This is a genomic window from Pseudomonas sp. AC169 (genome assembly GCF_979258515.1).
The window spans coordinates 6476953-6499016 of sequence record NZ_OZ409866.1; the positions used below are offsets into that span (position 1 = coordinate 6476953).

Below are 22064 nucleotides of genomic sequence, written 5' to 3' on the forward strand. Positions count from 1 at the left end.
CACCTTACCCGGCCTGACGAATGATTCAGTAGCCTGAATGCGCCATGGTTGTGTCTGATATCGACACACCAAAACCAATCGGTCGCAATGAACACCGATAAGTCACAACGTATCTGACGACGGATACCCCATCTCGCCCTCACCTCCCCGCACACCCCGGCAACGTAAAGACTACCCGCGCCCCGCAAGGCGTGTTCGCCTCCGCCCACAAATGCCCGCCATGGCTTTCGATGATCGTGCGACAGATCGACAGCCCCATGCCCAGCCCGGTGGATTTGGTGGTGTAGAACGCGGTGAAAACTTCTTCGGCGTGCTCGCAGGCGAATCCCGGCCCGGAGTCGCTGACCACAATCTGCACGTTTTCATCAACGGATTCACTGGTGATGAATAGCCGACGCTCGCCCTCCGCCATTACTGCCATGGCCTCCAGGCCGTTGATGATCAGATTGAGCAGGACCTGCTGCAACTCGACGCGGTCGGCCACTACTGCGGGCAAGTCGCTGGCAAGTTGTGTGGTGACCAGCGTCCCATAGCGGGCCGCTTCACCACGCGTGAACCCGACCATCTCGCCCACCAGCGCATTGAGATCCACTGCATGACGTTGCGGTGGCGTCTTGCGGATCAGCGCGCGGATCCGCCCGAGCACGTCGGCCGCGCGGTTGCCATCGTTGATGATCCGTCTGAGGCTCTGCTTGACTTCGTCGGTGTTCGGCGGTTGTGCGCCAAGCCAACGCAACGCCGCGTTGGCATTGGTCACCGTAGCCGCGATGGGCTGGTTGACTTCATGGGCGATGGACGCCGCCAACTGGCCCATGGTCGCCACGCGGTTGGCGTGAGCCAGTTCCGTCTGGACCTGGCGAAAACGACGCTCGCCTTCGCGTACCTGTTCCTCGGCCTGTTTGCGCTCGCTGAGGTCGAGGACGAACGCCACGCCTTGTTGCTGACTGGCCTCGAACGCGGCCAGACCGACGATCACCGGCAGGCGACTGCCGTCCTTGCGGATGTATTCCTTCTCGAATGGCTGGGCGCGGCCGGTGCGGATCGCGGTCGCCAGCGCCGCTTCACTTTTCGTGCGCAGTGGCGGCGGCGTCATGTCGCGCCAATGCACGCTGCCCGACAGCAGATCGTCGCGCTCGTAACCGACCATGCGCAGAAAGGCGTCATTGGCCTCGATGATTTCGCCTTCGATACTCCAGACGATGATGCCGATGATGTTGGCATCGACCAGCCGACGAATCTTCGCCTCGCGCTCGGCGACATCGCGATACAGCCGCGCGTTATCCAGCGAGATCGCCGCCTGCGAAGCCACCAGCCGCAGCACGGCGATACGCGCCGGGCTGAACACACCGGCCGACAGGTTGTTCTCCAGGTACAGCGCCCCGGCGATCCGCGCCTGATTCATCAACGGCAGACAGAGGATCGAGCGCGCACCGCGCTGTTGAATGTACGGGTCAGCGGCAAATGCCGGATCGGCGCAGGCATCGTCCAGGCACAGGTTTTCACCGGTGCGCAGGGCCTGATAGAGCATCGATTCGGCCAGCACCGCTGCACTCACCGGTTCATTGCACAATAGCGTGCTGTCGTCGTCGATGCGGGTTCGCGCGGCGATATACGCCGCCTCACCCTCTGTCAGAATCAGCAGGCCGTGCTCGGCGCCGGCCTGTTCGATGGCGGTGCGCATGATCATTTCGATCAGGCGATCGAGGACGATTTCGCCGGAAACCGCTTGAGAAACCTTGAGTACCGTGGCCAGATCCAGATGCTCGACCGGCGTGGTGATCGTCGCGGTCGGGCCGGGCGCTGGCTCTTCATTGCGCAAATGGCGGTGACGTCGCTCCAGTTGCCGCACCTTGCCATCGGCGCCCCAGCGCAGGTAACCGTAACGCGCGTCTTGCAGGTACAGGCGGGCGATTTTGCTCAGGCTGCGGGCGCCGTAGAACCGCGCGGCGAGTTCATTGGCCAAGGCTTCGACGTGGACAAAACCGTTGTCCCGGGCCAGTTGAATCGCTTGCTCGTACAGCGACTCGGCTTCGATCACCTGCCCTGCAACGCGAGCCATTTCGGCAGCCACCAGCGCCGTCTGACTGGCAAAGGTTTCTGCACACTGTTGCGCCCAGGTTTGCAGTTGCTCGTGGTGTTCACGCAAACGTTGCAACTGATCAGCATCCGCCTCGACGCAGGCAGCCAGGGTTAACGCGGCGTAGAAGTGATATTCGGCCTCCTCGAAAAACGACGAGATCACCCACAATAGTTCTCTGGCCTGAGCCGCGCAGTCGGCGGCGGCCGGATAATCCCCGGCCAGATAACGCGCCTGCAGCTTGCGCACCCAATATTTGCCGCGAGCCAGCGCCAGATCCGGCGCGGCAAGCTTCGCCTCAAAGCGCGCCTCATCGAAATACTCATCGTTGAAACTGCCGAACACTGGGGTCTGCCCGCGCAACATGCGGATCAGTGCCCGTTGGCAACTCATGAAACTCACGACCAGACCGAAGCGGATTTTCTGCGCGTAGGCCAGCCCCGCTTCAGCCTGAACCTGCACCTCCGCCAGTGGCTCGCCAATAAACAGCAAGTCGGAAATCAGGCTGTTGCCGGCATAGGCCGCATAGGGCAAATCGCCAATGCGGTTGCCGGCGCTGAGCGCACGCCGCAGCAATTCGCGGCACTCGCGTACCGGTCGCATCCAGCGCACCACAAAAATCGAGAAGCACAGGTAGGTGCGCGCTTCGTATCGCGTCAGGCCACGGCGGTCGACCAGATCGCAGCCCAATCGGCCAAAACGGTAACCGGCGGCATAGTCGCCGAAACGCCGGCCGGCGACGCGCACAACGTTGGCGTAGAGCATGCAGGAAGCGTCGCAGTTGCCATGTTGCAAACTCAAGCTGACGGCTTTGCAAATGGTCAGGCAGGCGAGGTTTGCATCGGACTGCAATGCCGGCGCGAAGAGCTTGCTTAATGCATCCAGCGTCACAAGCCAGGCCGGATCTTCCATCAGCGGCAGATCGATCAACTGTTCGATGCTGCGTTCTCCCAGTTGCGTCCAGATCTGTTCATACTCTTGGCGCACTTGCTGATCGTCCGGATGCGCCGTCCAGTCGATGCCGACCTGACGCAAATACGTCAGGCACACACTCACCGCACGATCACTGCGATCGAGCAGCAGATAAACGTCCATCTGCAAACACGTGACCGCCGCTCGCTCCACCGTGGTCATGGCGCGCTCGGCCAGCGCAGTCAGACGCGCGTCGGCCAGTGCCAGTTGCCCGGTGAGGAATTCGCACTCGGCACGGTTCAACTCGAGGGCAAACCCCAGTTCATGGCGACTGTCATAGCCTTGCTCGCCCAGCACCGCAGCGCCCGCGCCCAGGTAAGTCAGTGCCGAGGTGTAGGCGGTCGAAGCCTTGGCGCGCTGGCCGGCGAGCAGGTTGAATTCGGCCAGTTGTTCACGTTCGGCACAGGCGCTGATCAAAGTGGCGCCGCGATTGAGTTGGCCGACGATTTCAAAAATCGCGTCTTCACGCCCTTTCCCCGGTGTTTGCAGCGCCAGCAAACGACCGATGCGCAGGTGAGTCTGCGCACGTTCGTCTTCGGCGATCAGCGAATACGCAGCTTCATGAATGCGGTCATGGGCAAACGCACAGGCGCCTTCGTGAAACTCCACCAGTTCCTGGCGCACTGCCGGCCACAGCGCCGCGTGCACGCGAGCCGTCGACAAGTCGAGCACGGTGGCCAGGGTATCGATCCGCGCGACGTTGCCCAGGCAGGCCAATTGTTGCAGGGCATGGCGCGTCTCCAGCGGCAGGCGCGCCAGTTTGCCGAGCATCAGATCGACCACGTTATCGGTGTAGCCTTTGGCGTTGATCAATGCCAGATCCCAGCGCCAGCGGCTGGCCTGGTGGTCGTAAACCAGCAGTTCTTCTTCGGCCAGCGCGTGTAGAAACTGGATGACGAAAAACGGATTGCCGCCGGTCTTGTCCAGCACCAGCCGCGCCAGCGCCACGATGCTCGCGGGTGGGCAGCGCAGGGATTGGGCAATCAGTTGTTCAATGTGCACGCCCGCGAGCGAAGCCAAGCGGATCTCGTCGATGTGTACGCCAGCAGTGCGCAAGGCCTCGAGTTTTGCGCTGAGTCTGTGATCCGCATCGACCTCGTTATTGCGGTACGCCCCCACCAGCAACAGGTGCCCAAGCTCCGCGCGGGTCAGCAGATCCTCCAGCAGATCGAGCGTCGCCGCGTCCAGCCATTGCAGGTCATCGAGAAATAGCGCCAACGGGTGCTCGGGCCGGGCGAACACGCCGATGAAACTCTGCAACACCCTCATGAAGCGCTGCTGCGCCTGTTGCGGTTCCAACTCCGGCACCGGTGGCGGCTCGCCAATAATCAGCTTGAGTTCCGGGATCAGCTCGGTCATCAACCGCGCATTGGGCGACAGTGCCTGCAGCAACGCCGCGCGCCAGTCAGCGAGCACCTCGCGGCGCTTGCCCAGCAGCGTGCGCACCAACCCCTGAAACGCCTGGACCAGCGTTGCATAGGGAATGTCGCGTTTGTACTGATCGAACTTGCCGGCGGCGAACAAACCCCGCGACGGCACCAGCACTTTGTGCAACTCACTGACCACCGAGGACTTGCCGATGCCGGAATAACCGGACACCAGCACCAGCTTCGGCGTAGGGGTCTGCACCACTTGGGCGAAGGCGTCGATCAGCGTCTGCACTTCGCGCTCACGCCCATAGAGTTTCTCCGGGATCAGCAAGCGATCGATCGCGCCCTGCTCGTTCAACGTGAACACATTGATCTGCCGCGCTCGTTGCCAATCGTCCAGACAACGGCGCAGGTCATGTTCGACGCCAGCGGCGCTTTGATAGCGCTCCTCGGCCGTCTTGGCCAGCAGCTTCATGACCACACGCGAGAGCATCACCGGCACGGTGGCCACCCGTTCGCACGCGGGCATCGGTACACGGGCGATGTGGCAATGCACCCACTCCATCGGCTCATTGGCACTGAATGGCAGCGAGCCGGTGAGCATCTGATACAGGGTTACGCCAAAGGCATACAAATCACTGCGCGAGTCGATCGAGCGGTTCATCCGCCCGGTTTGTTCGGGCGCCATGTAGGCCAGGGTGCCGGCAATGGTTTCCGGCGGCGCCGGCGCCTGGCGCTCGCGCGGCAGGCGCGTGGCCAGACCGAAGCCCGTCAGACGGGCGTGACCGTCATGGCAATTGACGAGGATGTGCTGTGGTTTGAGGTCCTTGTGCACCAGCCCGCCCTGGTGCAAACGGCCGAGTGCCACGGCAATGTTGATGGCGTGCAACAGGCAGGTCTCGATGTCCAGCGGCGCGATCAGCAGGCGCGACAACGGCTCGCCGCCGGGATCGTCGAACAGCAAGCGCGTGCTACCGCCGACGCGTTTCAGGGCTTGCGGTTGCAGCGCCCATTCACGGTGCAGATCGTCTTTGAGGCCGTATTCGTGTGCCAGTCGGTCGAGCGTTGCGGGCAGCGGCTGAGCGAGTGCCGGACGCACCATCAGCACGCTGGAACTGCCCTCCCCCTGATCTCGTTCGCGGGTGAATACCCGCTCGCCGTCGTCCCACAAAATCTGCTTTCTGCTGGCCATGTGTCTCGACACCGTCAAAGGGTTTTCTGCCAAGCGGTGAGTGCCCGGGACTGATTCAGCTCAACGGGTCCGCCGCGTCGGCTCGATGCCCAGCGATTCGGCGATACGTACCAGATCCGCAACCGAACGTGCTGCCATTTTCCGCATGACCTGACCGCGATGGACTTTCACCGTCACTTCGCTGAGGTTGAGTTGCGCGGCGATCTGCTTGTTCATCAACCCGCCGATGACGAAACCGAGCACCTCGCGCTCACGCAGGGTCAGCGTCTCGTAAGCCAATCGCAGGGCCGCGCCGGACTGTTCGGCGAGCAGTCGCGCACTGTCGCGGGCCAGGGCACTGGCCACCGCATCGAGCATGTCCTGATCACGGAAAGGCTTGGCCAGAAAGTCCACCGCGCCGGCCTTCATCGCTTTGACGGACATGGCGATATCACCGTGTCCGGTCATGAACACAATGGGCGTGCGCAGGCCGTTTTTTTCCATCTGTTCCTGAAAGGTCAGGCCGCTTTCACCGCGCAAGCGCACATCGAGCACCAGACAACCGGGCACGTCGCGTTTGGCCGAAGCCAGAAAATCCTGGGAGGTTTCGAATGTCTGCACCTGCAGACCGATCGAGCGCAGCAAACCGTCGAGGGCCTGACGCATGGAGGCGTCGTCGTCGACCACATAAACCACCGGTTCCCTCAACGCGGGCGGGGTTGCGCTGGGGCTGGAATGCGACCACAGGGTCATCGTGTGTCCTCGGCGAGATCGCAACGCGTGCGATGTGCAGGTGATTAAATCTAGTTCATGATGGCAAACGCAGCCACAGGCCAGCCAAACGGTCGCGCAGCAGGCTAGCAGCCGGTGCGCATTGCCGACAGGCCAGAAACCCCTGAAAATCGGCCATGCCGCCACCGTCCCTTTTCAGCCGTTCGCACAGGCACGATCCCGATGTCCAGCGCTTCCCGACAGTCCTTCACCGCTACGCACCCGCCGCGCGATGTGGTGTTTATTGCCTACCCGCGCATGAGCTTGCTCGACCTCAGTGGCGCGCAAACGGTGTTCTGGGCCGCGAGCAAAGCCTTGGCCGAGCGTGACCAACCGGGCTATCAGTTGCACACCGCCAGCCTTGAAGGGGGGCTGGTCAATACCGTCGAAGGTCTGGCCGTGGATACCCGTGCGCTGCGTGACCAGGACATCACCGCACTGGACACCCTCGTCGTGCCCGGTGCGCCCGATATCTGCCAGACCCTCGACGAGCACGCCGAACTCACCACGTGGCTGCGGCACAACGCCCCTACCGCGCGGCGAGTGGTCTCGGTGTGCAGCGGCGCATTTCTGTTGGCTCAGGCCGGTTTGCTCGACGGCTGCCGCGCCGCCACGCATTGGGCCATGTGCGACACCCTGCGCGAGCGCTTTCCGACGATCGATGTGGATGCCGATGCGATCTTCATCCAGCAGGGCGCAGTCTGGACATCGGCAGGCGTCACGGCCGGTATCGATCTGGCCTTGGCGCTGGTCGAGGCTGATTGCGGCCGTGAGGTGGCGTTGCAGGTCGCCCGCGAATTGGTGGTTTACCTCAAGCGCCCCGGTGGTCAGGCGCAATACAGCACGCTGTTGCAAGCACAGGTGCAGGACAGCCCGTTGTTCGACTCCTTGCACCTGTGGCTGATCGATCACCTCGACGATCCGAAGCTGACCGTGGAGCGCCTCGCTGAACAGGCGAAAATGAGCCTGCGCAATTTCACCCGGGTCTACAAACACAGCACCGGCCGCACGCCGTCCAAAGCCATCGAAGTGTTCCGCCTCGAAGCGGCCAAGCGTTTGCTGGAGAACTCGCCGCACAACATCGACAAGGTCGCGCGCCTCTGCGGCTTCGGTGATGAAGAGCGTTTGCGCGCCTGCTTCCAGCGTCACCTGTCGATTTCGCCGCGCGACTACCGCAGCCGTTTCAGTCGCGCAGGCTGATGCGAATATCCGCTGACGAGCAAAGGGTCCCGACCGACTATACCTAGGTATAGTTCTGCGCCGCTGCCGACGGCGTATGGTGCAAGAACGACAGGAGTCGCCATGCGTGCCCATCCGGCCAGGGAGCCCTATGCAACAGCAGCTTGTCATTGCCGTGGTTGACGACGACGAGGCCATTCGCAGTGCGCTGGAAAGCTTGTTGCGCGCCAGCGGTTATCGGGTCCTCAGCTATCCGGGCGCGCAGGCGTTCCTTGAGTCAGGCGGTCCGGCGCAGACGCATTGCCTGATCTCCGATATCCAGATGCCCGGCATCAGCGGCACCCAACTGTATAAAGAGTTATGCGCGCAAGGATGGCGCATTCCGGTGATTTTCGTCACCGCCCATCCCGATGACATGCACACCCGCGCGCCCGGCGTCATCGCTTGCCTGGCCAAACCCTGCGCCCCGGAAATTCTGCTCAGTCACATCGACACGGCCCTGAATCTTGCCCGGTAGCGTGTTCGATACCTTCGTATACCTCCCTTCGACCCATGCGTAATCCATGCACACCGATGGACAACTGCGCCCGCAACGCCCACGCCCTAGCATTGCTTTCGACAGCGAGCGATTAAGCGCCAGACAGTTCAGCAAGCGGTTTTGCAGCGGCCAGTGATCGTCACGCCAGAGTCGAAAACGACTCGGATCTAACCAACCATCAGCGTCAGGGAGCACATTATGAAACAGCAATTATTGGTGATCGGTGCAGGGTTCGGCGGGCTGTGGAGCACATTGAGCGCCGCGCGTTTGCTGGATATGCATGACCGCAACGATGTGGAAATCACACTGCTCGCCCCGCAAGCCGAACTGCGCATCCGTCCGCGTTTCTACGAACCCAATGTTCAAAGCATGTACGCGCCGCTGAATGAACTGTTCGCTGCCGTGGGTGTGCGGTTCGTCAAAGGTACCGCCGAAAGCATCGACGGCCAGGCGCGGCGTGTCGGTTATCGCGATGAAGCCGGCCGCCCCGGTGAGCTGACTTATGATCGCCTGGTGCTGGCCAGCGGCAGCCAACTGGCGCGTCCGCCGGTGCCCGGCCTGAAAGAACATGCGTTCGACGTCGACCAGATCGAATCGTCGGCACGCCTGGAGCGTCACCTCCACTCGCTGGCAAGCCAGCCTGTCAGCGCCGCACGCAATACCGTAGTGATCGCCGGTGGTGGCTTCACCGGGATCGAAACGGCGACCGAAATGCCGAGCCGTCTGCGCGCCATTCTCGGTGACGATCAAGACGTTCGGGTGATCATCGTCGACCGCAGCAAAGACATCGCCGCGACCATGGGCGACGGCATCCGCCCGTCCATCATCGAGGCCTCCAAAGAACTGGGTATCGAGTGGATCGTCGACGCCACGGTCGCCGCCGTGGATGCCAACGGCGTCACCCTCGCCGACGGCCGGCACATCGAGAGCAACACGGTGATCTGGACCGTCGGTTTCCGCGCCAGCCCACTGACAGAACAGCTCAATGCCGAGCGCGATGGCCAAGGTCGTCTGCACGTCGACGGCAACCTCAAAGTGCAGGGCCTTGAACACGTGTTCGCCGCTGGCGATGTCGCCCGCGCCGCCACCGATGACGTCGGCAACTTTTCGGTGATGTCCTGCCAGCACGCCATCAGCCTCGGTCGTCATGCCGGCAACAACGCCGTCGCCGATCTGCTTGGCGTGGCGCCGACCACTTACCGTCAGCCGAAGTACGTCACCTGCCTCGACCTGGGTGCCTGGGGCGCGGTGTACACCGAAGGTTGGGATCGCCAGCTGAAACTGGTGAAAGACGAAGCCAAGGAACTGAAGACGCAAATCAACAGCGTGTGGATCTACCCGCCGGTCGCTGAGCGTAGCGCCGCTCTGGCCGCTGCCGACCCAGCGATTCCGGTGGCCTGATCTGCGCCCCAAGCGCCCAAGAACCGATGTCTTGCCCGATAAAAAGGAGAGCACCATGACCATGCACCTGGAATCCTTCACCGCCAGCAGCGCCACCCGGCAAACCCCGACCGAAGAACTGGTGCCGTCGCGCTACGCGCTGCGCCTCGGTGACATCGACGTGATGGTAATCAGCGACGGCGTCCTGCCGCTGCCGACCCAGACCATGTCGACCAACGCCGATCCCGCCGACCGCGCTGAGTGGTTCAAAGAGATGTATCTCGGCCCCGACGCGTTCGACTGGGCACTCAACGTGCTGGTGGTGCGCAGCGGCACGCAGGTGATCCTCGTCGACGCGGGCCTCGGCGGCCAGTTCCCCGGTTTTCCCCGCGCCGGGCAGTTTCCCAAACGCCTCACGGCCGCCGGGATCGACCTTGCGGACGTCACCGATATCGTCATCACCCACATGCACATGGACCACGTCGGCGGCCTGCTCGTCGACTCGGTGAAAAACCGTCTGCGCGATGACGTGCGCATCCACGTCACCGCCACCGAGGTCGACTTCTGGACATCGCCGGACTTCACCTGCACCGACATGCCCGCACCGGTACCGGACGTGCTGCGCTCCACCGCCAACGCGTTCATCCAGCAGTACCAAAGCAAGCTGCGCATCTTCGAAGACGCGTTCGAAGTCGCCCCCGGCGTAGTCGCCAAAATCACCGGTGGCCACACCCCGGGCCATTGCGTGGTCTACGTGACCTCCGGCGAAGAACGCTTGACCTTCGCTGGCGACGCCCTGTTCCCGGTGGCCTTCGACCACCCGGACTGGCACAACGGCTTCGAGCACGACCCCGATGAAGCGGTGCGCGTACGCGTGCGCTTGCTGCAGGAGGCCGCCGCCAGTGGCGAACTGTTTGTCGCCACGCACCTGCCCTTTCCGTCGGTCGGTCGGGTTGCCGTGAATGGTGAAGCGTTCCGCTGGATTCCGGCGATCTGGGATTACTGATTCAGCTAGCGAAACATCGCTTCGCCCGGCCTTGGCCGGGCGAAGTCGTATTCGCCTTTTACCGGTCCGTTCGGGGACAACCGCGACCATTGCTCCGTTACATGGAACGACAGTCGATCCTTGTTCTCTACCGCTGAACCTACAACGGAGGGATTGGCCATGATTGCCCCTGAAACCGGTATGAAACCGGGTGAGCGTTATCGCATTGAAAGCGTCGAGCGCGCGCCGCAATTTTCTGGATTTTTCCTCGACGGCAAGTATTACCTGGGCCCCGAGTTGCAAACGGCCGTGGGCTGGCTCGAAGGGCAGAACTTCTTGTATGACCAACTCGATCCCAATGGCGAACCGGTGTATCCGGACAGAATCGTCGGCACGATCACCGCGCGGACACTGGAGCTGACAGACGGCCTGCGTCTGAGCATAGAGGAAATGCCGTTTCAGGCCGAAGCCGTTACGCCACTCCAGGCGCTTGACGAAGCGACCATTGCAACCCGACCACTGGCAATATCGCAGCGGCATGCAGCAGGCTTGCGCCAGCCGATGCAACCTTCGGCGCTTCTGGTTGCAGGTGCTGCATTGCTGGTCGGGCTGTGCCTGTTGGCGATCAATCGTTCGGGTCGTCGAGTCAGGTAGCCTTTGCACGACGCGGGTGGTGGCCGCTCTCTTGTCACGGCCCGCGCTCAAAGGCTGATCACAGCACCTGCTTCGCGCATGAAGATTTCCACGGTTTTCGGACCGATGCCGTCGAATTCTGCGAGGCGCTTTTCAAAGGCCTGGCGATCAGCGCTGACCTCGACCATATGGCTGACCTTGCCCGCATACTCGTCGTTTAACTTGCGGGCCAAGGCGTGAAGGCGTACGGCGGTGGTCTCGTCATAACGCACGTAATGCGCCTCCCCGAGCATCGCGACCAGCTCACGATGGCTGCACGCAGCCAGTTTGCACGGTGTATCGCGACCGTGTTTATCAGCGATCACCCGATAGGCTTCGGCAGCGATTTCGGCCTGTATCCGCTTGCCCATCAAGAAACTGGCAAGCAGCCACCTAAACAGTGCAGCGTCATCGTTGTGCTTGAAATGAATATTCAAATCCTCGGCGCTGATCGTCTTGTTCACCGGTTATCTCCGGGGCTGAAATCGTGGGGTATTTTCGTCCGCGTGTGTGCTTGGCAGACGCTTGATCTTTAGGCCGCCGCCGGTTCCAACCGTTCAAAGCAAAGCGTTTGTCAGCAGCCTGAAACAAACCGCGAAAATCCTTTGAATTTTTTTTGTCGGCAAAACTCATTTGCGTATGAGCGTAAGGAGGAACTCATGAGCAACGTCGACATCTTCGTCATCGAATACAAACTTCACGGCCAGCCAAAGTCATTCGTCATTCGCGCAAAAACCATGCGCAACGCTGACGCATGGCATTGGGCGAGTTGCGACGCCGGCATTGCACCCATTCCCAAACCCGGCAAACCACCGTTGAAAGTCATCTCCAAACCCCAGGCCGAGCGGTTCGGCATCACCGAGGTGAAATGGCGCGAAACGGCAACGGTGGACTGGATGGAGGCTTGATCATGCTCAAACAGATTGGCACCACGCCCATCCGCCGCGACCATCGCGCCAGTTGCCATTGCGGCGCGGTGATCCTCGAAATCCACCTGCCCGACGGCCTGCCCACGCCGCACCGGTGCGACTGCTCGTTCTGCAAACGCCGGGGCGCGATTGTCGCAGCGGTGCCGGGGGCTGACCTGAAAGTGATCCGAGGAAAATCCGCATTGTTGAAGTACAGCTTTGGCCAGCAGGTGGCCGAGCATTTCTTTTGCGGTAATTGCGGCATCTACACCCATCACAGACGCAGTACCAATCCGCATGAGTTCGGCTTCAATGTTGGCTGTCTTGAAGGGGTCAACCCGTATGATCTGGGCGAGGTGCCGGTGGCGGATGGCGGGCCTTGGCAGTCGCCGTGAAGAGAAATGGCCGCTGGCGAGCGCATCAAGGCTCGCCAGCGGTTCAATAAGCAAAACCGACACTACGGAAGGAAGCCTGACTTATTGCACTTTCAGCTCAAGCAATTCACCCCCCTCTTTGCTCAGGCGCTCCAGATACGCACCGGCGTCGAGCAACTGATAAGGGAAATAAAGACCTCCCCGCGTCGGCGCTCGGCCATCGAGCCCGAGCAATCGCTCCAGCAGCATGGCAATGCTCAAACCCGTCAGCGCCGCCGCACCTGCCGGATGAACGAGTGCGTGCCGGGTGTGCAATGGTCGCCCGTTACGATCCTCGCCAAGCATTTCGATAAGAATCTCGGTCGACATCGGCCGACCCGCGCGCCGCGAAGAACTGACGCCACTGGCGAGATTGAACTGAACATTCGGCGCATCGGTAGCGGCCGCCAGCCCTGTGACGTCGATGGACGAGAAACCGCTGGCTTGCATCGAAGTGCCGTCCAGCGCGCGGAAGCTAACGTTCTTGTCCTCCCCTTCGCGCCAGATGTATTCCCCGTCGCGCCGAGTCAGGGCGGCGGGCAGCATCCTGTTCAGGTGTTCAAAATCCTTGGCCACGGTCGGCCCGCCGCCATCCTCCTCGTCGACCAAAGCATCGATGCGGATGTCGTGCACCCGGGCAAAGGCCTCGGCAAGGTGCAGCGTCGCCACCGTCGTCGCGCCCACCATCCACTCGTAACCCAGCACGATGGGCGCCGCGTCAGGGCGATGGATGTAACTGGCGATTTGCGGCGCAATCTCGAACACGCCGGAGGAAATGCTCAAGTGCGGCACCTTGCGCTGCTGTGCAAAACGCAGGCCGGCAAGGGAATGGTCCATGTAGAAAACCGCCACGGCACTGACCGGGCGATCGCCCAGCCCGAGGTCATCAGCGGCAGGATCAATGACCACGCCCTGCGCCCCGCCCATTTCCTCGGCAGCTTGTTGCGCCTTGGCCAGGTCACGGCCGCCGATCAATAAAGGTACGTCGGGATGGGCAGCGCGCAAGGCTTTGGCAGAACGGTGGCCAATGGCGCCGGAGCCGCCCAGAAACAGAATTGGATGAACTGACATGGGTATCCCTCCTCGTCTTTTTGGGTTGCAACCAAGTGTTGGTGCGTGGCCTGTGGTCAGGGTTCCAGTCAATTGCCTGAGCTGTAAGGCGGGCCGACGAATGTCATTTTGAACGGCGTGTTGATGAGGCGTGTTTAGGCGTTTTTCGTGGTTGTTTAAAAGACACGTCGCGTTACCTGCTTCAGGCTACAACGCCTTGCGCCATTGCCTACGACTACGCCAGAATCCGCCGGCTTGTGCGCCTCAAGGGCCACCGGTAACTTGGTTCGCGTCACTGATTCCCAGTGATCGGGTTTAGTAGCCCGTGGTAAATGAAAGTGCACAAGCGTCCGTCAAAAGGTATTCACGTACCTGCACTTGATGGCGGCTGTGCGTAGGGCGCCCTCGGGCGCGCCGGCTTTCTTCTTTTCCCCGGTCTACTAACCTGCGTACAGCTGCCACCCCTTGTTTAGTAGCTAGGTGCGGCGGCCACACAACAGGAAAAAGAAGAAAATGTTCAAAGTAACGCCTAACCCGCCGGAAGCAGATCCGGCCTCCCCCTACGAATCACCCGACTCAAAGAAATTCCACGAAGCCGCCGAACGCGCCCTCGATTACTTCCTCACCCCAACCCAACGCATCATCGGCAGCGACAAAAAACACGCGCCCATGTTCCTGGCCAATTCCGACTGCAACAGCGAGTCCCTGCTCGTTAACGCCAGCGAGTCCCTCAGCTCAGCCACCGAAATGCTCCACAACTTCGCCGCCCTCCTGGGCCCAGGCCACCGCAAAACTGCGCTGGGGATTGCACAAGTGGTGATGCTGGGGGAGTTGGCGGTGAATCAAGCGCTGGATAAGGTTGTGCCGGTGGATTGAGGGGAATCCCTTTGTGGCGGCGGACAGGCTGCTGTCACAAAGGGATCAAGATTGCATTGGGCGTCTGCTTTCAGCCAGAAGCGACCGGCCTGCCTGATAAATAAATCTGTCCTCATTCCACCCGGCAATGAGTTCCTCTTGCTTGAATCATGAAGGCAATGTGATAGCATGCGTCCGCCCCCGGAGAGGGGGAATTTTTCTACATCCCGCAAGGAATATGCCCCCGTGAAAGACTTCGTCATCAGCGTCAACAACACCGTCCTCTATCTCTCCCTGGCGTTCATCTGGCTGGTCGCTATCGTCGCGATTTTCACCAGCGGGTTCCTCCCGGCGCTGGGTATCTTCGTGGCCGGCACCCTGTGCTGGTGCATCATTTCCGGCTTCTGGTTCGTCCAGTCGGCGACCTACGAAGAACTGCGCAAGCTGAACGCAAACAAAGGCTGAAACGTCAGGGCGGAGCCGTAAGTGCCCCGCCTACCCTGAGCGCTTGGTTCCGTGCCGAGCGCTCTCGCCCACTGCGAATGGCTCGCATAAATCCCGCATTCTCCGAAATCCTGAAATTCCCGCCATTCCCTAGCCCCGAGCGCAGAAAAAAACCTGTCATCCCCCCACAAACCATCGTAATTTACCCACCATAACTACAAGGTCGTTCGGGGATAGAAGTGGGAGCTTTTCGTCTGCTGTTGGCGGTTCTGGTCGCTGTTTCACATATGGGCAAGATGTTCATGGGATTCAACCCGGGTGTGGTTGCCGTGATTTCCTTCCTGCTCATCAGTGGTTTCGTGATGACTTCACTGATCGAGCGCAACTACAAGGCGCCCGAGAAAGTCGGCCTGTTCTACCTGGACCGGGCGTTGCGCCTTTATCCGCAATTCCTGTTCTACTTCGTCGTTTCTTGTGCGGTGATCTATTTTCTGCTGCCCGGCACGCCGCAAGCAGCTGAACTGACCTTCAAAAACATCGCCGCAAGCCTGGCCATCGTGCCCCTCGGCTTCTACATGTTCGGCGCGACCGGTTCAGGGATTTTGCCTGCTGCCTGGTCGCTCGGACTCGAGATGTGCTTCTACCTGGTGATCCCGTTCCTGATCATCTACCGGGCGCGAGGCGCAGCCTTCGCCTTGTCCGCAGCCGTCTTCATTGCCGCATGCCTTGGACTCATCAACAGCGATTTTTACGGCTACCGATTATTGCCAGGTGTGCTGTTCATGTTCCTGTGCGGCAGCTACCTCTATAAACCGCAGGCGAAGGGATTGGCAATCACCGCAGGAACCGCCGTGGCGGCGACATTGACCTTTGTGGCGATCATGGCGGGATGGATCGAGCGCCGACCGTTCAACGCCGAAGTGACCGCGGGTATCGCACTGGGGATTCCCGCTGTGTACCTGTTGACGAAACTCAAGTTCCATAAGGCCGACGAGTTCCTGGGGAACATCAGCTACGGCGTGTTCCTCAATCACTTCGTGGTGATCTACTTCCTGCACGGGCTTTGGCCGATCACTTCATTCGATTGGCCCAAGGTGGTAACGGTGTTGCTGCTGTCGTTCTTGCTGAGTGGCGTTTCGTACTACTGCGTCGAGCGGCCGGCCTTGAGACTTCGGCATGCGCTGCGGGCGGGGGCGAAGGATCGAGTGGACGAAGTTCGCGGGGGTAAAGCAGCTATTTGACGTCGACAGGAGACAGACTACATTTGCGAAGCGTCAACGGCAGCAGAACATCTATCTGACTTCACTCGGCCCCTGCAATCCTGTTCACACATCCTGCTTTGAGCCGAACCGCCACTGATGTGGCATTAATACTGGTTTTCCCGAAATTTTCGACTTCACATTTCTTAAGGATTAAACATGACTCTGCGCAGCCGCTTTTTGGATGCAATCATCGATGGCCAACTCGGTAATGGAATTATCGTTACCCGTAAGGAGTTCATGGATTATTTTGCTCAGGACAACGCCACAACCACGGGCTGTTTTCTATCAAACTCAGAAATTGAAACTGGCACTCATAGCCCATCCTATAATCACTTCACTATGCGCGTATCTGAAGGCACTTATCGCGTTCATCCCCTTTCACTGCAGATCCGCATGGAGCAGCGTGGATTTCTGCCAGCCGTTAATTAGCCTTCACCAACGCAAACCTTCTAGATTTCCGATCTGCTGCAAAAAACTCTGGCTGGGTCGACATCGACAAGGGACAGATCACATTCCTGGATGAGACCTGTCCCTGAAGAACAGTCCGAGCTTGACCGCGCCGGATACTGCTGCCCCCCTGCGCTCATGAAGTGCTTGCTTTGTCACCAACTTTCGCGATCAACCTGCCTTGGCTTACCGTCGAAAAGTTTGTCTCCCTTAATATCAAATCAACCTTCCCAAGCATCATCGTCACTCATCTGACCACGCAAATCTGGTTGGATAACCATGAGCTGGTCAAGCGCCTCACGCAGGCTCGCGCCCTCGCAAGAATTGCCATCAGAATCAGAAAATTTCCATTCGCCGTCAGGAGTACGCGCTCCCACATAACAGTCATGCGCCTGCCAGAAGTTCAATCGCTCAACGTCTTTGAGCAATCGTTTGAGTCGGTTATCTTCGGGAAGCGTGGGAGTGCCGTGCACATACTGAAATAGGTCGGACTCATAGGCTTCTGCGAGCGCCTCCGAATTCTTTGCCGAACCAGGTTGGATTGATGTGGACGCGCTACAATTTATGAGCTGTGCAAGACGTCTTCTCGCAGCTATTGCGCCTTGGGCAGACGCAATGATCTGTTCCAACTGATTGATCTCCATTTCGAAGTTTCCTTGCATTTTATAGGGAACTAGCCATGTGTCTAAATGTGGCCGAGCTGTAAAACTGCCTAATTTAAGGCACTGTTTTCCGACGGACCTCGCATACTGATCTTTCATTTGGTTTGTACAAACCTTTGGTACTTCCATCGACCGAAGAACAGCGGACCGCATAACCAAGTTTCAAGACCTTATGAATCATTGTCTCTTCATCAACTTCCTCACCTGCCTCCAATGTATTTCCAGCAGTTCCCCCTTTTGATATGCGAAAAGCAACGACGCCGGTATCCCTACGCTTGATTTTCACCGGAAACAACTCAATGCCGTTGTTGAGAAGAAAACTGAAAGCGCGAGAGAAACGATCTTGATCCACTGACATAGACGAACTTCCTTAAAGACAGGTCAGGGAAACTGTAGTTGATCTGCGCTCTCTCGCAGAGTGCCTGAGCGTTGAGGCGTCCGATGATCGCCGAATATGGCGCATTCGCGCAAAGCGCTTCCTAAGGCTATGATCGCAACAATCCAGCCTCTCCCGAACCCAACCCATGACCACCCCGAAAACCCGCCCAACCGCCGCCCCGCTACTCAACCCCGGCGAATCCGTGGTCCTGTTCGACGGTGTCTGCAAACTCTGCAACGGCTGGGCACGTTTTCTCATCCGCCACGACCACCAACATCGCGTGCGCTTGGCCGCCGTGCAATCCCCCGAAGGACAGGCGCTTCTGGCATGGGCCGGCCTGCCCATCGATCAATTCGACACCATGGCCGTCATCCGCGACCAACACTACTGGGAACGTTCCGACGCTTTCTTCGAAGTTATCAGCCAATTACCCGCCCGCTGGCAGCCGTTGCGACTGCTGCGCATCTTCCCCCGAGTCCTGCGCGACTGGGCCTACGACCGTATCGCATTGAACCGCTATCGGCTGTTCGGCAAATACGACACCTGCCTGCTACCCACTCCAGATCACGAACAGCGATTCCTGAAAGCCACTGCAGCTACACCAGAAAGCTGAACAGCTGCACAGGTGTCATCTTCGTCACCATCATCAGCACGATGACAAACATCCCGGCGAAACCCATCACGCCCATCCAGAACCATTTCCGGTAAACCGCTTGATACTGCTCATCAAGCGCCGCGCCCACCTCGCTCGCACTCGCCGCCATCACGCACAGCCGCTTCTGCAGAATCAACACCGGCAACCACAGCGCGCCGACGCAGAAGAAGATGATCAACGAGGTCAGCACCCACTCCGTGCTCATGCTCAGCCCGGAAAGTCGCATCAACAGATACCCCGTGATGATCTGCACAAAGCCCGCCGGTGTGGTGATCCAAGTGTCGAAGCCCACGACCATGCGCGCGACGTGGGCAATCACTTGCGGGTTGCGCGTGCGGCTGGCGGCGATCAGGTAGAGGTAGGAGCCCATGCCGAAACCGAACAGGAAGATCGCGGCGATGATGTGCAAGTATTTCAGGCACAGGTAGAGCATGTCAGCGCTGCCCGTCCGAGAAGTTCACGGCCAGGCTCAGGTTGGCCGGGTCGTTGATCGCGGCCATGTATTCGGCGACGCTGATTTCGCCCACGCACGGTCGGGCGCCGGCGGATGGCACGTAGCCTGAGGCCATTTTCGTGGCCAGTGCCACGGCGGCGCAGCTGGGGATTTCCGGGCCTTTGTCGTTCAGGGCGGTGAGTTGCGCGGTCATCGACAGCGGTTTGCCGTCAACGCCCAGGCCTTGAACATCGATGTACATCGCACTTTTGCCATCGCCGAAACGCTCGAAACGCAGGCCGAGGCGATGCAGTCTTGCTGCCCACAGGGCATGGTCGCGCACCAGCCCGACCTTCAGCGCCTGAGCCAGCAGACCGTTGGCGATGCCGCCGAGTTTAAGCCCGGCGCCTGCCTTGAACTTCAGGGTCTGCGCGCCATAACGGCCGGCGAAAATATCCATGTCCGGCACATCGACATTGGCTAGCAGCCGCGTGCCCATCTGCGGCATTTTGCGCAAGGTCAGGTCCAGCCAGCCCGAGACTTCATGCACTTTGCCGTTCTTGAGTTGCTTGATCGGTTTGCCGGCGTAAGCGAGCACGCCCTCGATGGTCGACAGCCCGGGCATTTTTGCCGAGGAGGAAATGCCGTGTTCGATCGAGTCGATGCGGGAAAAGCGTTGGCGCTGCTCATCGATGATCGCCGATGACAGCGTCGGCACCGAGCTGCAACCACTGAGGATCGCCACGCCGGCCTGCTTCGCTCTCGCGTCGAGTACGTGGATACCGTTGACGAAGGTGCGGCAGTCAGCCAGATCACAATAGTTCACGCCGGCGGCGATGCAGCTTTCGGCGACCGCATAGGATTGCCCCTGAAACGGCCCGCCGGTATGCACGACCAATTGAATGTTCAACGCTCGCAACGCGTCTTTGAACTCGGCGCCCATGGCGTCGCCGCACCAGCCTTCGCAGACATTGCCCGATTGACCATTCAGTTCATCGACTTTGCGCTGCAATTTCTGCGGATCACGGCCGGAGAGTACCAGGCCGATCTCCGGCATCAACGCCAGGTGCCGACAGACGATACTGCCGAAATTTCCGTAACCACCGACCACCATCACCCTGAACGGCATGCAATTCTTCCCTAAGTCGTTCCATCACACAGGCGTGCAGGATATAGGGCCGAACGTCAGCAAGCCATTCAGATCAGTTGTTCGCCACCCATTTGCGGTACTGGCGCGTCCGCAAGGCATTGCCGATTTGCTGCATGATCAACGCGCGCAGCGGTGACACGCGCGGATCGGGCTTTCGCGCCTGACTGAGTTTGCGCAACTGGAACTTGACCACCGCCATGTTGGCCAGCGACACCATGGCCTTGTTCTTCCAGGTGATCGGTGGCAGCTCGGGGGCACTGTCCTTGCCCAGCAGCCAGTCACGCGGCAGGTTCGGATCGATGGCCAGCGCGGTGCCGATGCCGACCATGTCCATGCCACTGTTAACGACCATTTCAGCGATCGGCCGGCGGCGCACGCCACCGGTGACCATCACGGGCATCCGTGCGACTTTCTGAATGTCTTGGGCGAACTCGACGAAGTACGCCTCACGCCCCAGGGTGCGCCCGTCCCGCGCTTCGCCCTGCATCGCCGGGGCTTCGTAGCTGCCGCCGGACAATTCAACCAGATCCACCCCCAGATTGTTGAGCCATTCGACGACTTGTCGCGCGTCATCGGCGCTGAACCCACCGCGCTGAAAGTCGGCGGAATTGAGTTTCACCGCCACTGCAAACTGCGCAGAAACCAGCGCCCGTACAGCCTTGACGATGTCCAGCAACAGCCGCGCGCGGTTCTCCGGCGAGCCGCCCCACTGGTCCTTGCGCTGATTGGTCAGCGGCGACAGAAACTGACTCAACAGATAGCCATGGGCGGCGTGGATTTCCACGCCAGTGAACCCGGCCTGCTCGCCGAGTTGCGCGCTGCGGGCGAAACGCTGAACGACCTCTGCGATCACACTGGCGGTCATCGCGTGGGGCGTGGTGAAGTGTTTGGACAGGCTGCCCATGCTCAGCGGAACCGCCGACGGCGCCCAGGTTTTCTGCCCGAGATTGGCCTGCATTTGTCGACCGGGATGGTTGATCTGCAACCAGAACTGCGCACCACCGGACCGACCGACCTGCGCCCAACGCTTGAACTTGGCCAATTGCCGGTCATCCTGCAGCACCACGCCGCCCGGCCCGGTCATCGCACGGCCATCGACCATGACGTTGCCGGTGATCAGCAGACCGGCACCGCCGTCGGCCCAGGCTTGATACAGGCGCATCAGTTGTTCAGAGGGCGCCTGATCGGCGTCGGCCATGTTTTCTTCCATGGCGGCTTTGGCGATGCGGTTTTTGAGGGTTGAACCGTTGGGAAGCAACAGGCTGTCGAACACGTTCATGAGGAATCCTCGTTTGGGCGTGCAACAACCATAAGATTAAAGCCAACTTTAAGGTCAAGAGCTTTTTACGAGGCGGTTACTTGAGCTGCGCCGCCTTCTCCTCGCGCATCTGATTGATCAACAACTGCGCGTTGTCCGCACAGCCGACGTCCGCCGGTTTGCTCTCGATGCCATGGATGACGCGCAGCAGTTGCGCCTTGTTGTGCGCGAGGCGTTGCTGGAGCACTTCGATTTCCTCGACCTTGCGCTTGAGCCCGACCAGCATCCCTTCGTGCTGCCAGTCCTGCGCATTCACCGGCAGCAACTGGCGAATTTCCTCCAGGGAAAACCCCGCCGACTGTGCACCGGTGATGATCTGCAGAATCCACTCGGTTTCCGGGGCGTAATCGCGATAGCCGTTAGCCTTGCGCCCGACCGAGTTGATCAGGCCGCTCGCCTCATAGAAGCGGATGCGCGAAGCTGCCAGGCCGCTGATTTTTGCCAGTTCACCGATTTTCATGATTGACCTGAGCCGTAATTGAACTTGAAGTGAACTTTAAACCTTCACCTATCAAACGACCAAGTGCGACCTCGACCTGTTTTTAATGCAGAGCAGAGATCCTGTGGGAGCGAGCTTGCACGCGAAGAGGCCGGGTCAGTTACATCATTGTTGATTGACACTACGCCTTCGCGAGCAAGCTCGCTCCCACAGTGGTTAGAGGAGTACGCACGCATGCAAGTTGACGAACGGTCATCCGAATGTTCAGATGCCGCCCAGTTTCAGGTGTCCCATGCCGCCGTGCATGGGGTGAAACGGGAAACCGGTACGTTCTTTTCGAACAAGTCCGGTGCTGCCCCCGCAACGGTATGCGCGTGATGCTTTCGATACACCACTGTGGCCAGACGACCATGGGAAGGTGAAAGCCTCGATACGCGCGAGCCCGGAGACCGGCCTGAATTGCTGTTTGGCAAAATCCTGCGGTGGGCGGGCATGGGCCGGTATTGGCTGTGCGCGATGCCTTCTCCTGCATGC

23 protein-coding genes and 1 riboswitch are annotated in these 22064 nt (G+C 60.1%); of the genes, 12 read left to right on the top strand and 11 right to left on the bottom strand.

Annotated elements, in window-relative coordinates:
* Positions 1 to 139 precede the first annotated feature (139 nt).
* Together ACZZ0G_RS28820 and ACZZ0G_RS28825 are read right to left on the bottom strand one after the other, a co-directional pair.
* Complete coding sequence (locus tag ACZZ0G_RS28820; RefSeq protein WP_463558559.1) at positions 140 to 5611, bottom strand: trifunctional serine/threonine-protein kinase/ATP-binding protein/sensor histidine kinase; 5472 nt, start codon at positions 5609 to 5611, stop codon at positions 140 to 142.
* A 60-nt stretch (positions 5612 to 5671) separates the two neighbouring features.
* Positions 5672 to 6343 carry a response regulator transcription factor gene (locus ACZZ0G_RS28825; RefSeq protein WP_463558560.1) on the bottom strand — a complete coding sequence of 224 codons (672 nt, stop codon included), beginning with the start codon at positions 6341 to 6343 and terminating at the stop codon, positions 5672 to 5674.
* 201 nt (positions 6344 to 6544) lie between these two features.
* On the opposite strand from ACZZ0G_RS28825, the gene ACZZ0G_RS28830 reads away from it, so the two are divergent.
* The 4 genes from ACZZ0G_RS28830 to ACZZ0G_RS28845 all read left to right on the top strand — a co-directional run bounded on the left by ACZZ0G_RS28830 (position 6545) and on the right by ACZZ0G_RS28845 (position 10464).
* Positions 6545 to 7561, top strand: a complete 1017-nt coding sequence (locus tag ACZZ0G_RS28830; protein ID WP_463558561.1) for a GlxA family transcriptional regulator — start codon at positions 6545 to 6547, stop codon at positions 7559 to 7561.
* Positions 7562 to 7691: 130 nt separating this feature from the next.
* A complete protein-coding gene (locus ACZZ0G_RS28835; protein ID WP_463558562.1) occupies positions 7692 to 8057 on the top strand; it encodes a response regulator transcription factor in 366 nt (121 codons plus the stop codon).
* A gap of 219 nt (positions 8058 to 8276) precedes the next feature.
* A complete protein-coding gene (locus ACZZ0G_RS28840) occupies positions 8277 to 9479 on the top strand; it encodes an NAD(P)/FAD-dependent oxidoreductase (RefSeq protein ID WP_463558563.1) in 1203 nt (400 codons plus the stop codon).
* Between the two features lie 55 nt (positions 9480 to 9534).
* A complete protein-coding gene (locus ACZZ0G_RS28845) occupies positions 9535 to 10464 on the top strand; it encodes an MBL fold metallo-hydrolase (RefSeq protein WP_463558564.1) in 930 nt (309 codons plus the stop codon).
* A 5-nt stretch (positions 10465 to 10469) separates the two neighbouring features.
* Here ACZZ0G_RS28845 and ACZZ0G_RS28850 read toward each other — a convergent pair whose 3' ends face one another.
* Positions 10470 to 10625, bottom strand: coding sequence for a hypothetical protein (locus ACZZ0G_RS28850; RefSeq protein WP_463558565.1), 156 nt, complete (start codon positions 10623 to 10625; stop codon positions 10470 to 10472).
* Between ACZZ0G_RS28850 and ACZZ0G_RS28855 the strand changes: the two genes are divergently transcribed.
* Complete coding sequence (locus ACZZ0G_RS28855; RefSeq protein WP_463558566.1) at positions 10624 to 11097, top strand: short chain dehydrogenase; 474 nt, start codon at positions 10624 to 10626, stop codon at positions 11095 to 11097. The two genes, ACZZ0G_RS28850 and ACZZ0G_RS28855, sit on opposite strands and share 2 nt — an antisense overlap.
* A 47-nt stretch (positions 11098 to 11144) precedes the next feature.
* On the opposite strand, the gene ACZZ0G_RS28860 is transcribed toward ACZZ0G_RS28855, so the two are convergent.
* Complete coding sequence (locus tag ACZZ0G_RS28860) at positions 11145 to 11579, bottom strand: HhH-GDP family DNA glycosylase (RefSeq protein ID WP_463558567.1); 435 nt, start codon at positions 11577 to 11579, stop codon at positions 11145 to 11147.
* Positions 11580 to 11774: 195 nt separating this feature from the next.
* Here ACZZ0G_RS28860 and ACZZ0G_RS28865 point away from each other — a divergent pair, with 195 nt between their 5' ends.
* A complete protein-coding gene (locus ACZZ0G_RS28865) occupies positions 11775 to 12023 on the top strand; it encodes a DUF6555 family protein (protein ID WP_016984867.1) in 249 nt (82 codons plus the stop codon).
* Positions 12024 to 12025: 2 nt separating this feature from the next.
* Complete coding sequence (locus ACZZ0G_RS28870; protein ID WP_463558568.1) at positions 12026 to 12418, top strand: GFA family protein; 393 nt, start codon at positions 12026 to 12028, stop codon at positions 12416 to 12418.
* 81 nt (positions 12419 to 12499) lie between these two features.
* Here the strand turns inward: ACZZ0G_RS28870 and ACZZ0G_RS28875 are convergent, their stop codons facing one another.
* On the bottom strand, positions 12500 to 13507 hold the full coding sequence (locus tag ACZZ0G_RS28875) for an NAD(P)-dependent oxidoreductase (protein WP_463558569.1): 1008 nt from the start codon (positions 13505 to 13507) through the stop codon (positions 12500 to 12502).
* A 492-nt stretch (positions 13508 to 13999) separates the two neighbouring features.
* Between ACZZ0G_RS28875 and ACZZ0G_RS28880 the strand changes: the two genes are divergently transcribed.
* The 4 genes from ACZZ0G_RS28880 to ACZZ0G_RS28895 all read left to right on the top strand — a co-directional run bounded on the left by ACZZ0G_RS28880 (position 14000) and on the right by ACZZ0G_RS28895 (position 16476).
* Positions 14000 to 14362, top strand: coding sequence for a DUF6124 family protein (locus ACZZ0G_RS28880; RefSeq protein WP_463558570.1), 363 nt, complete (start codon positions 14000 to 14002; stop codon positions 14360 to 14362).
* 225 nt (positions 14363 to 14587) lie between these two features.
* The gene (locus ACZZ0G_RS28885; protein WP_007916145.1) at positions 14588 to 14806 is read left to right on the top strand and encodes a hypothetical protein; all 219 of its coding nucleotides are present in this window, start codon (positions 14588 to 14590) and stop codon (positions 14804 to 14806) included.
* A gap of 218 nt (positions 14807 to 15024) precedes the next feature.
* Positions 15025 to 16026: an acyltransferase family protein gene (locus ACZZ0G_RS28890; protein WP_463558571.1), complete on the top strand. Its 1002-nt coding sequence runs from the start codon at positions 15025 to 15027 to the stop codon at positions 16024 to 16026.
* Between the two features lie 177 nt (positions 16027 to 16203).
* A complete protein-coding gene (locus ACZZ0G_RS28895; RefSeq protein ID WP_463558572.1) occupies positions 16204 to 16476 on the top strand; it encodes a hypothetical protein in 273 nt (90 codons plus the stop codon).
* Between the two features lie 239 nt (positions 16477 to 16715).
* On the opposite strand, the gene ACZZ0G_RS28900 is transcribed toward ACZZ0G_RS28895, so the two are convergent.
* Positions 16716 to 17138: a hypothetical protein gene (locus ACZZ0G_RS28900; protein WP_463558573.1), complete on the bottom strand. Its 423-nt coding sequence runs from the start codon at positions 17136 to 17138 to the stop codon at positions 16716 to 16718.
* A 73-nt stretch (positions 17139 to 17211) separates the two neighbouring features.
* Entirely contained in the window at positions 17212 to 17514 is a 303-nt protein-coding gene (locus ACZZ0G_RS28905; protein WP_463558574.1) for a hypothetical protein, read from the bottom strand.
* A gap of 166 nt (positions 17515 to 17680) precedes the next feature.
* Here ACZZ0G_RS28905 and ACZZ0G_RS28910 point away from each other — a divergent pair, with 166 nt between their 5' ends.
* A complete protein-coding gene (locus tag ACZZ0G_RS28910; protein ID WP_463558575.1) occupies positions 17681 to 18148 on the top strand; it encodes a thiol-disulfide oxidoreductase DCC family protein in 468 nt (155 codons plus the stop codon).
* Here ACZZ0G_RS28910 and ACZZ0G_RS28915 read toward each other — a convergent pair.
* From ACZZ0G_RS28915 to ACZZ0G_RS28930, 4 genes are all read right to left on the bottom strand, one after another.
* A complete protein-coding gene (locus ACZZ0G_RS28915; protein WP_463558576.1) occupies positions 18132 to 18623 on the bottom strand; it encodes a DUF2269 family protein in 492 nt (163 codons plus the stop codon). The two genes, ACZZ0G_RS28910 and ACZZ0G_RS28915, sit on opposite strands and share 17 nt — an antisense overlap.
* 1 nt (position 18624) lies before the next feature.
* Positions 18625 to 19752 carry a saccharopine dehydrogenase family protein gene (locus ACZZ0G_RS28920; protein WP_463558577.1) on the bottom strand — a complete coding sequence of 376 codons (1128 nt, stop codon included), beginning with the start codon at positions 19750 to 19752 and terminating at the stop codon, positions 18625 to 18627.
* Between the two features lie 73 nt (positions 19753 to 19825).
* Positions 19826 to 21052 carry an NADH:flavin oxidoreductase/NADH oxidase family protein gene (locus ACZZ0G_RS28925; RefSeq protein ID WP_463558578.1) on the bottom strand — a complete coding sequence of 409 codons (1227 nt, stop codon included), beginning with the start codon at positions 21050 to 21052 and terminating at the stop codon, positions 19826 to 19828.
* 76 nt (positions 21053 to 21128) lie between these two features.
* Positions 21129 to 21551 (bottom strand): MerR family transcriptional regulator, encoded by a 423-nt coding sequence (locus ACZZ0G_RS28930; RefSeq protein ID WP_463396532.1) that lies wholly within the window; start codon positions 21549 to 21551, stop codon positions 21129 to 21131.
* Between the two features lie 245 nt (positions 21552 to 21796).
* Positions 21797 to 22002: riboswitch (cobalamin riboswitch) on the top strand.
* The last annotated feature ends 62 nt before the right edge of the window (positions 22003 to 22064 follow it).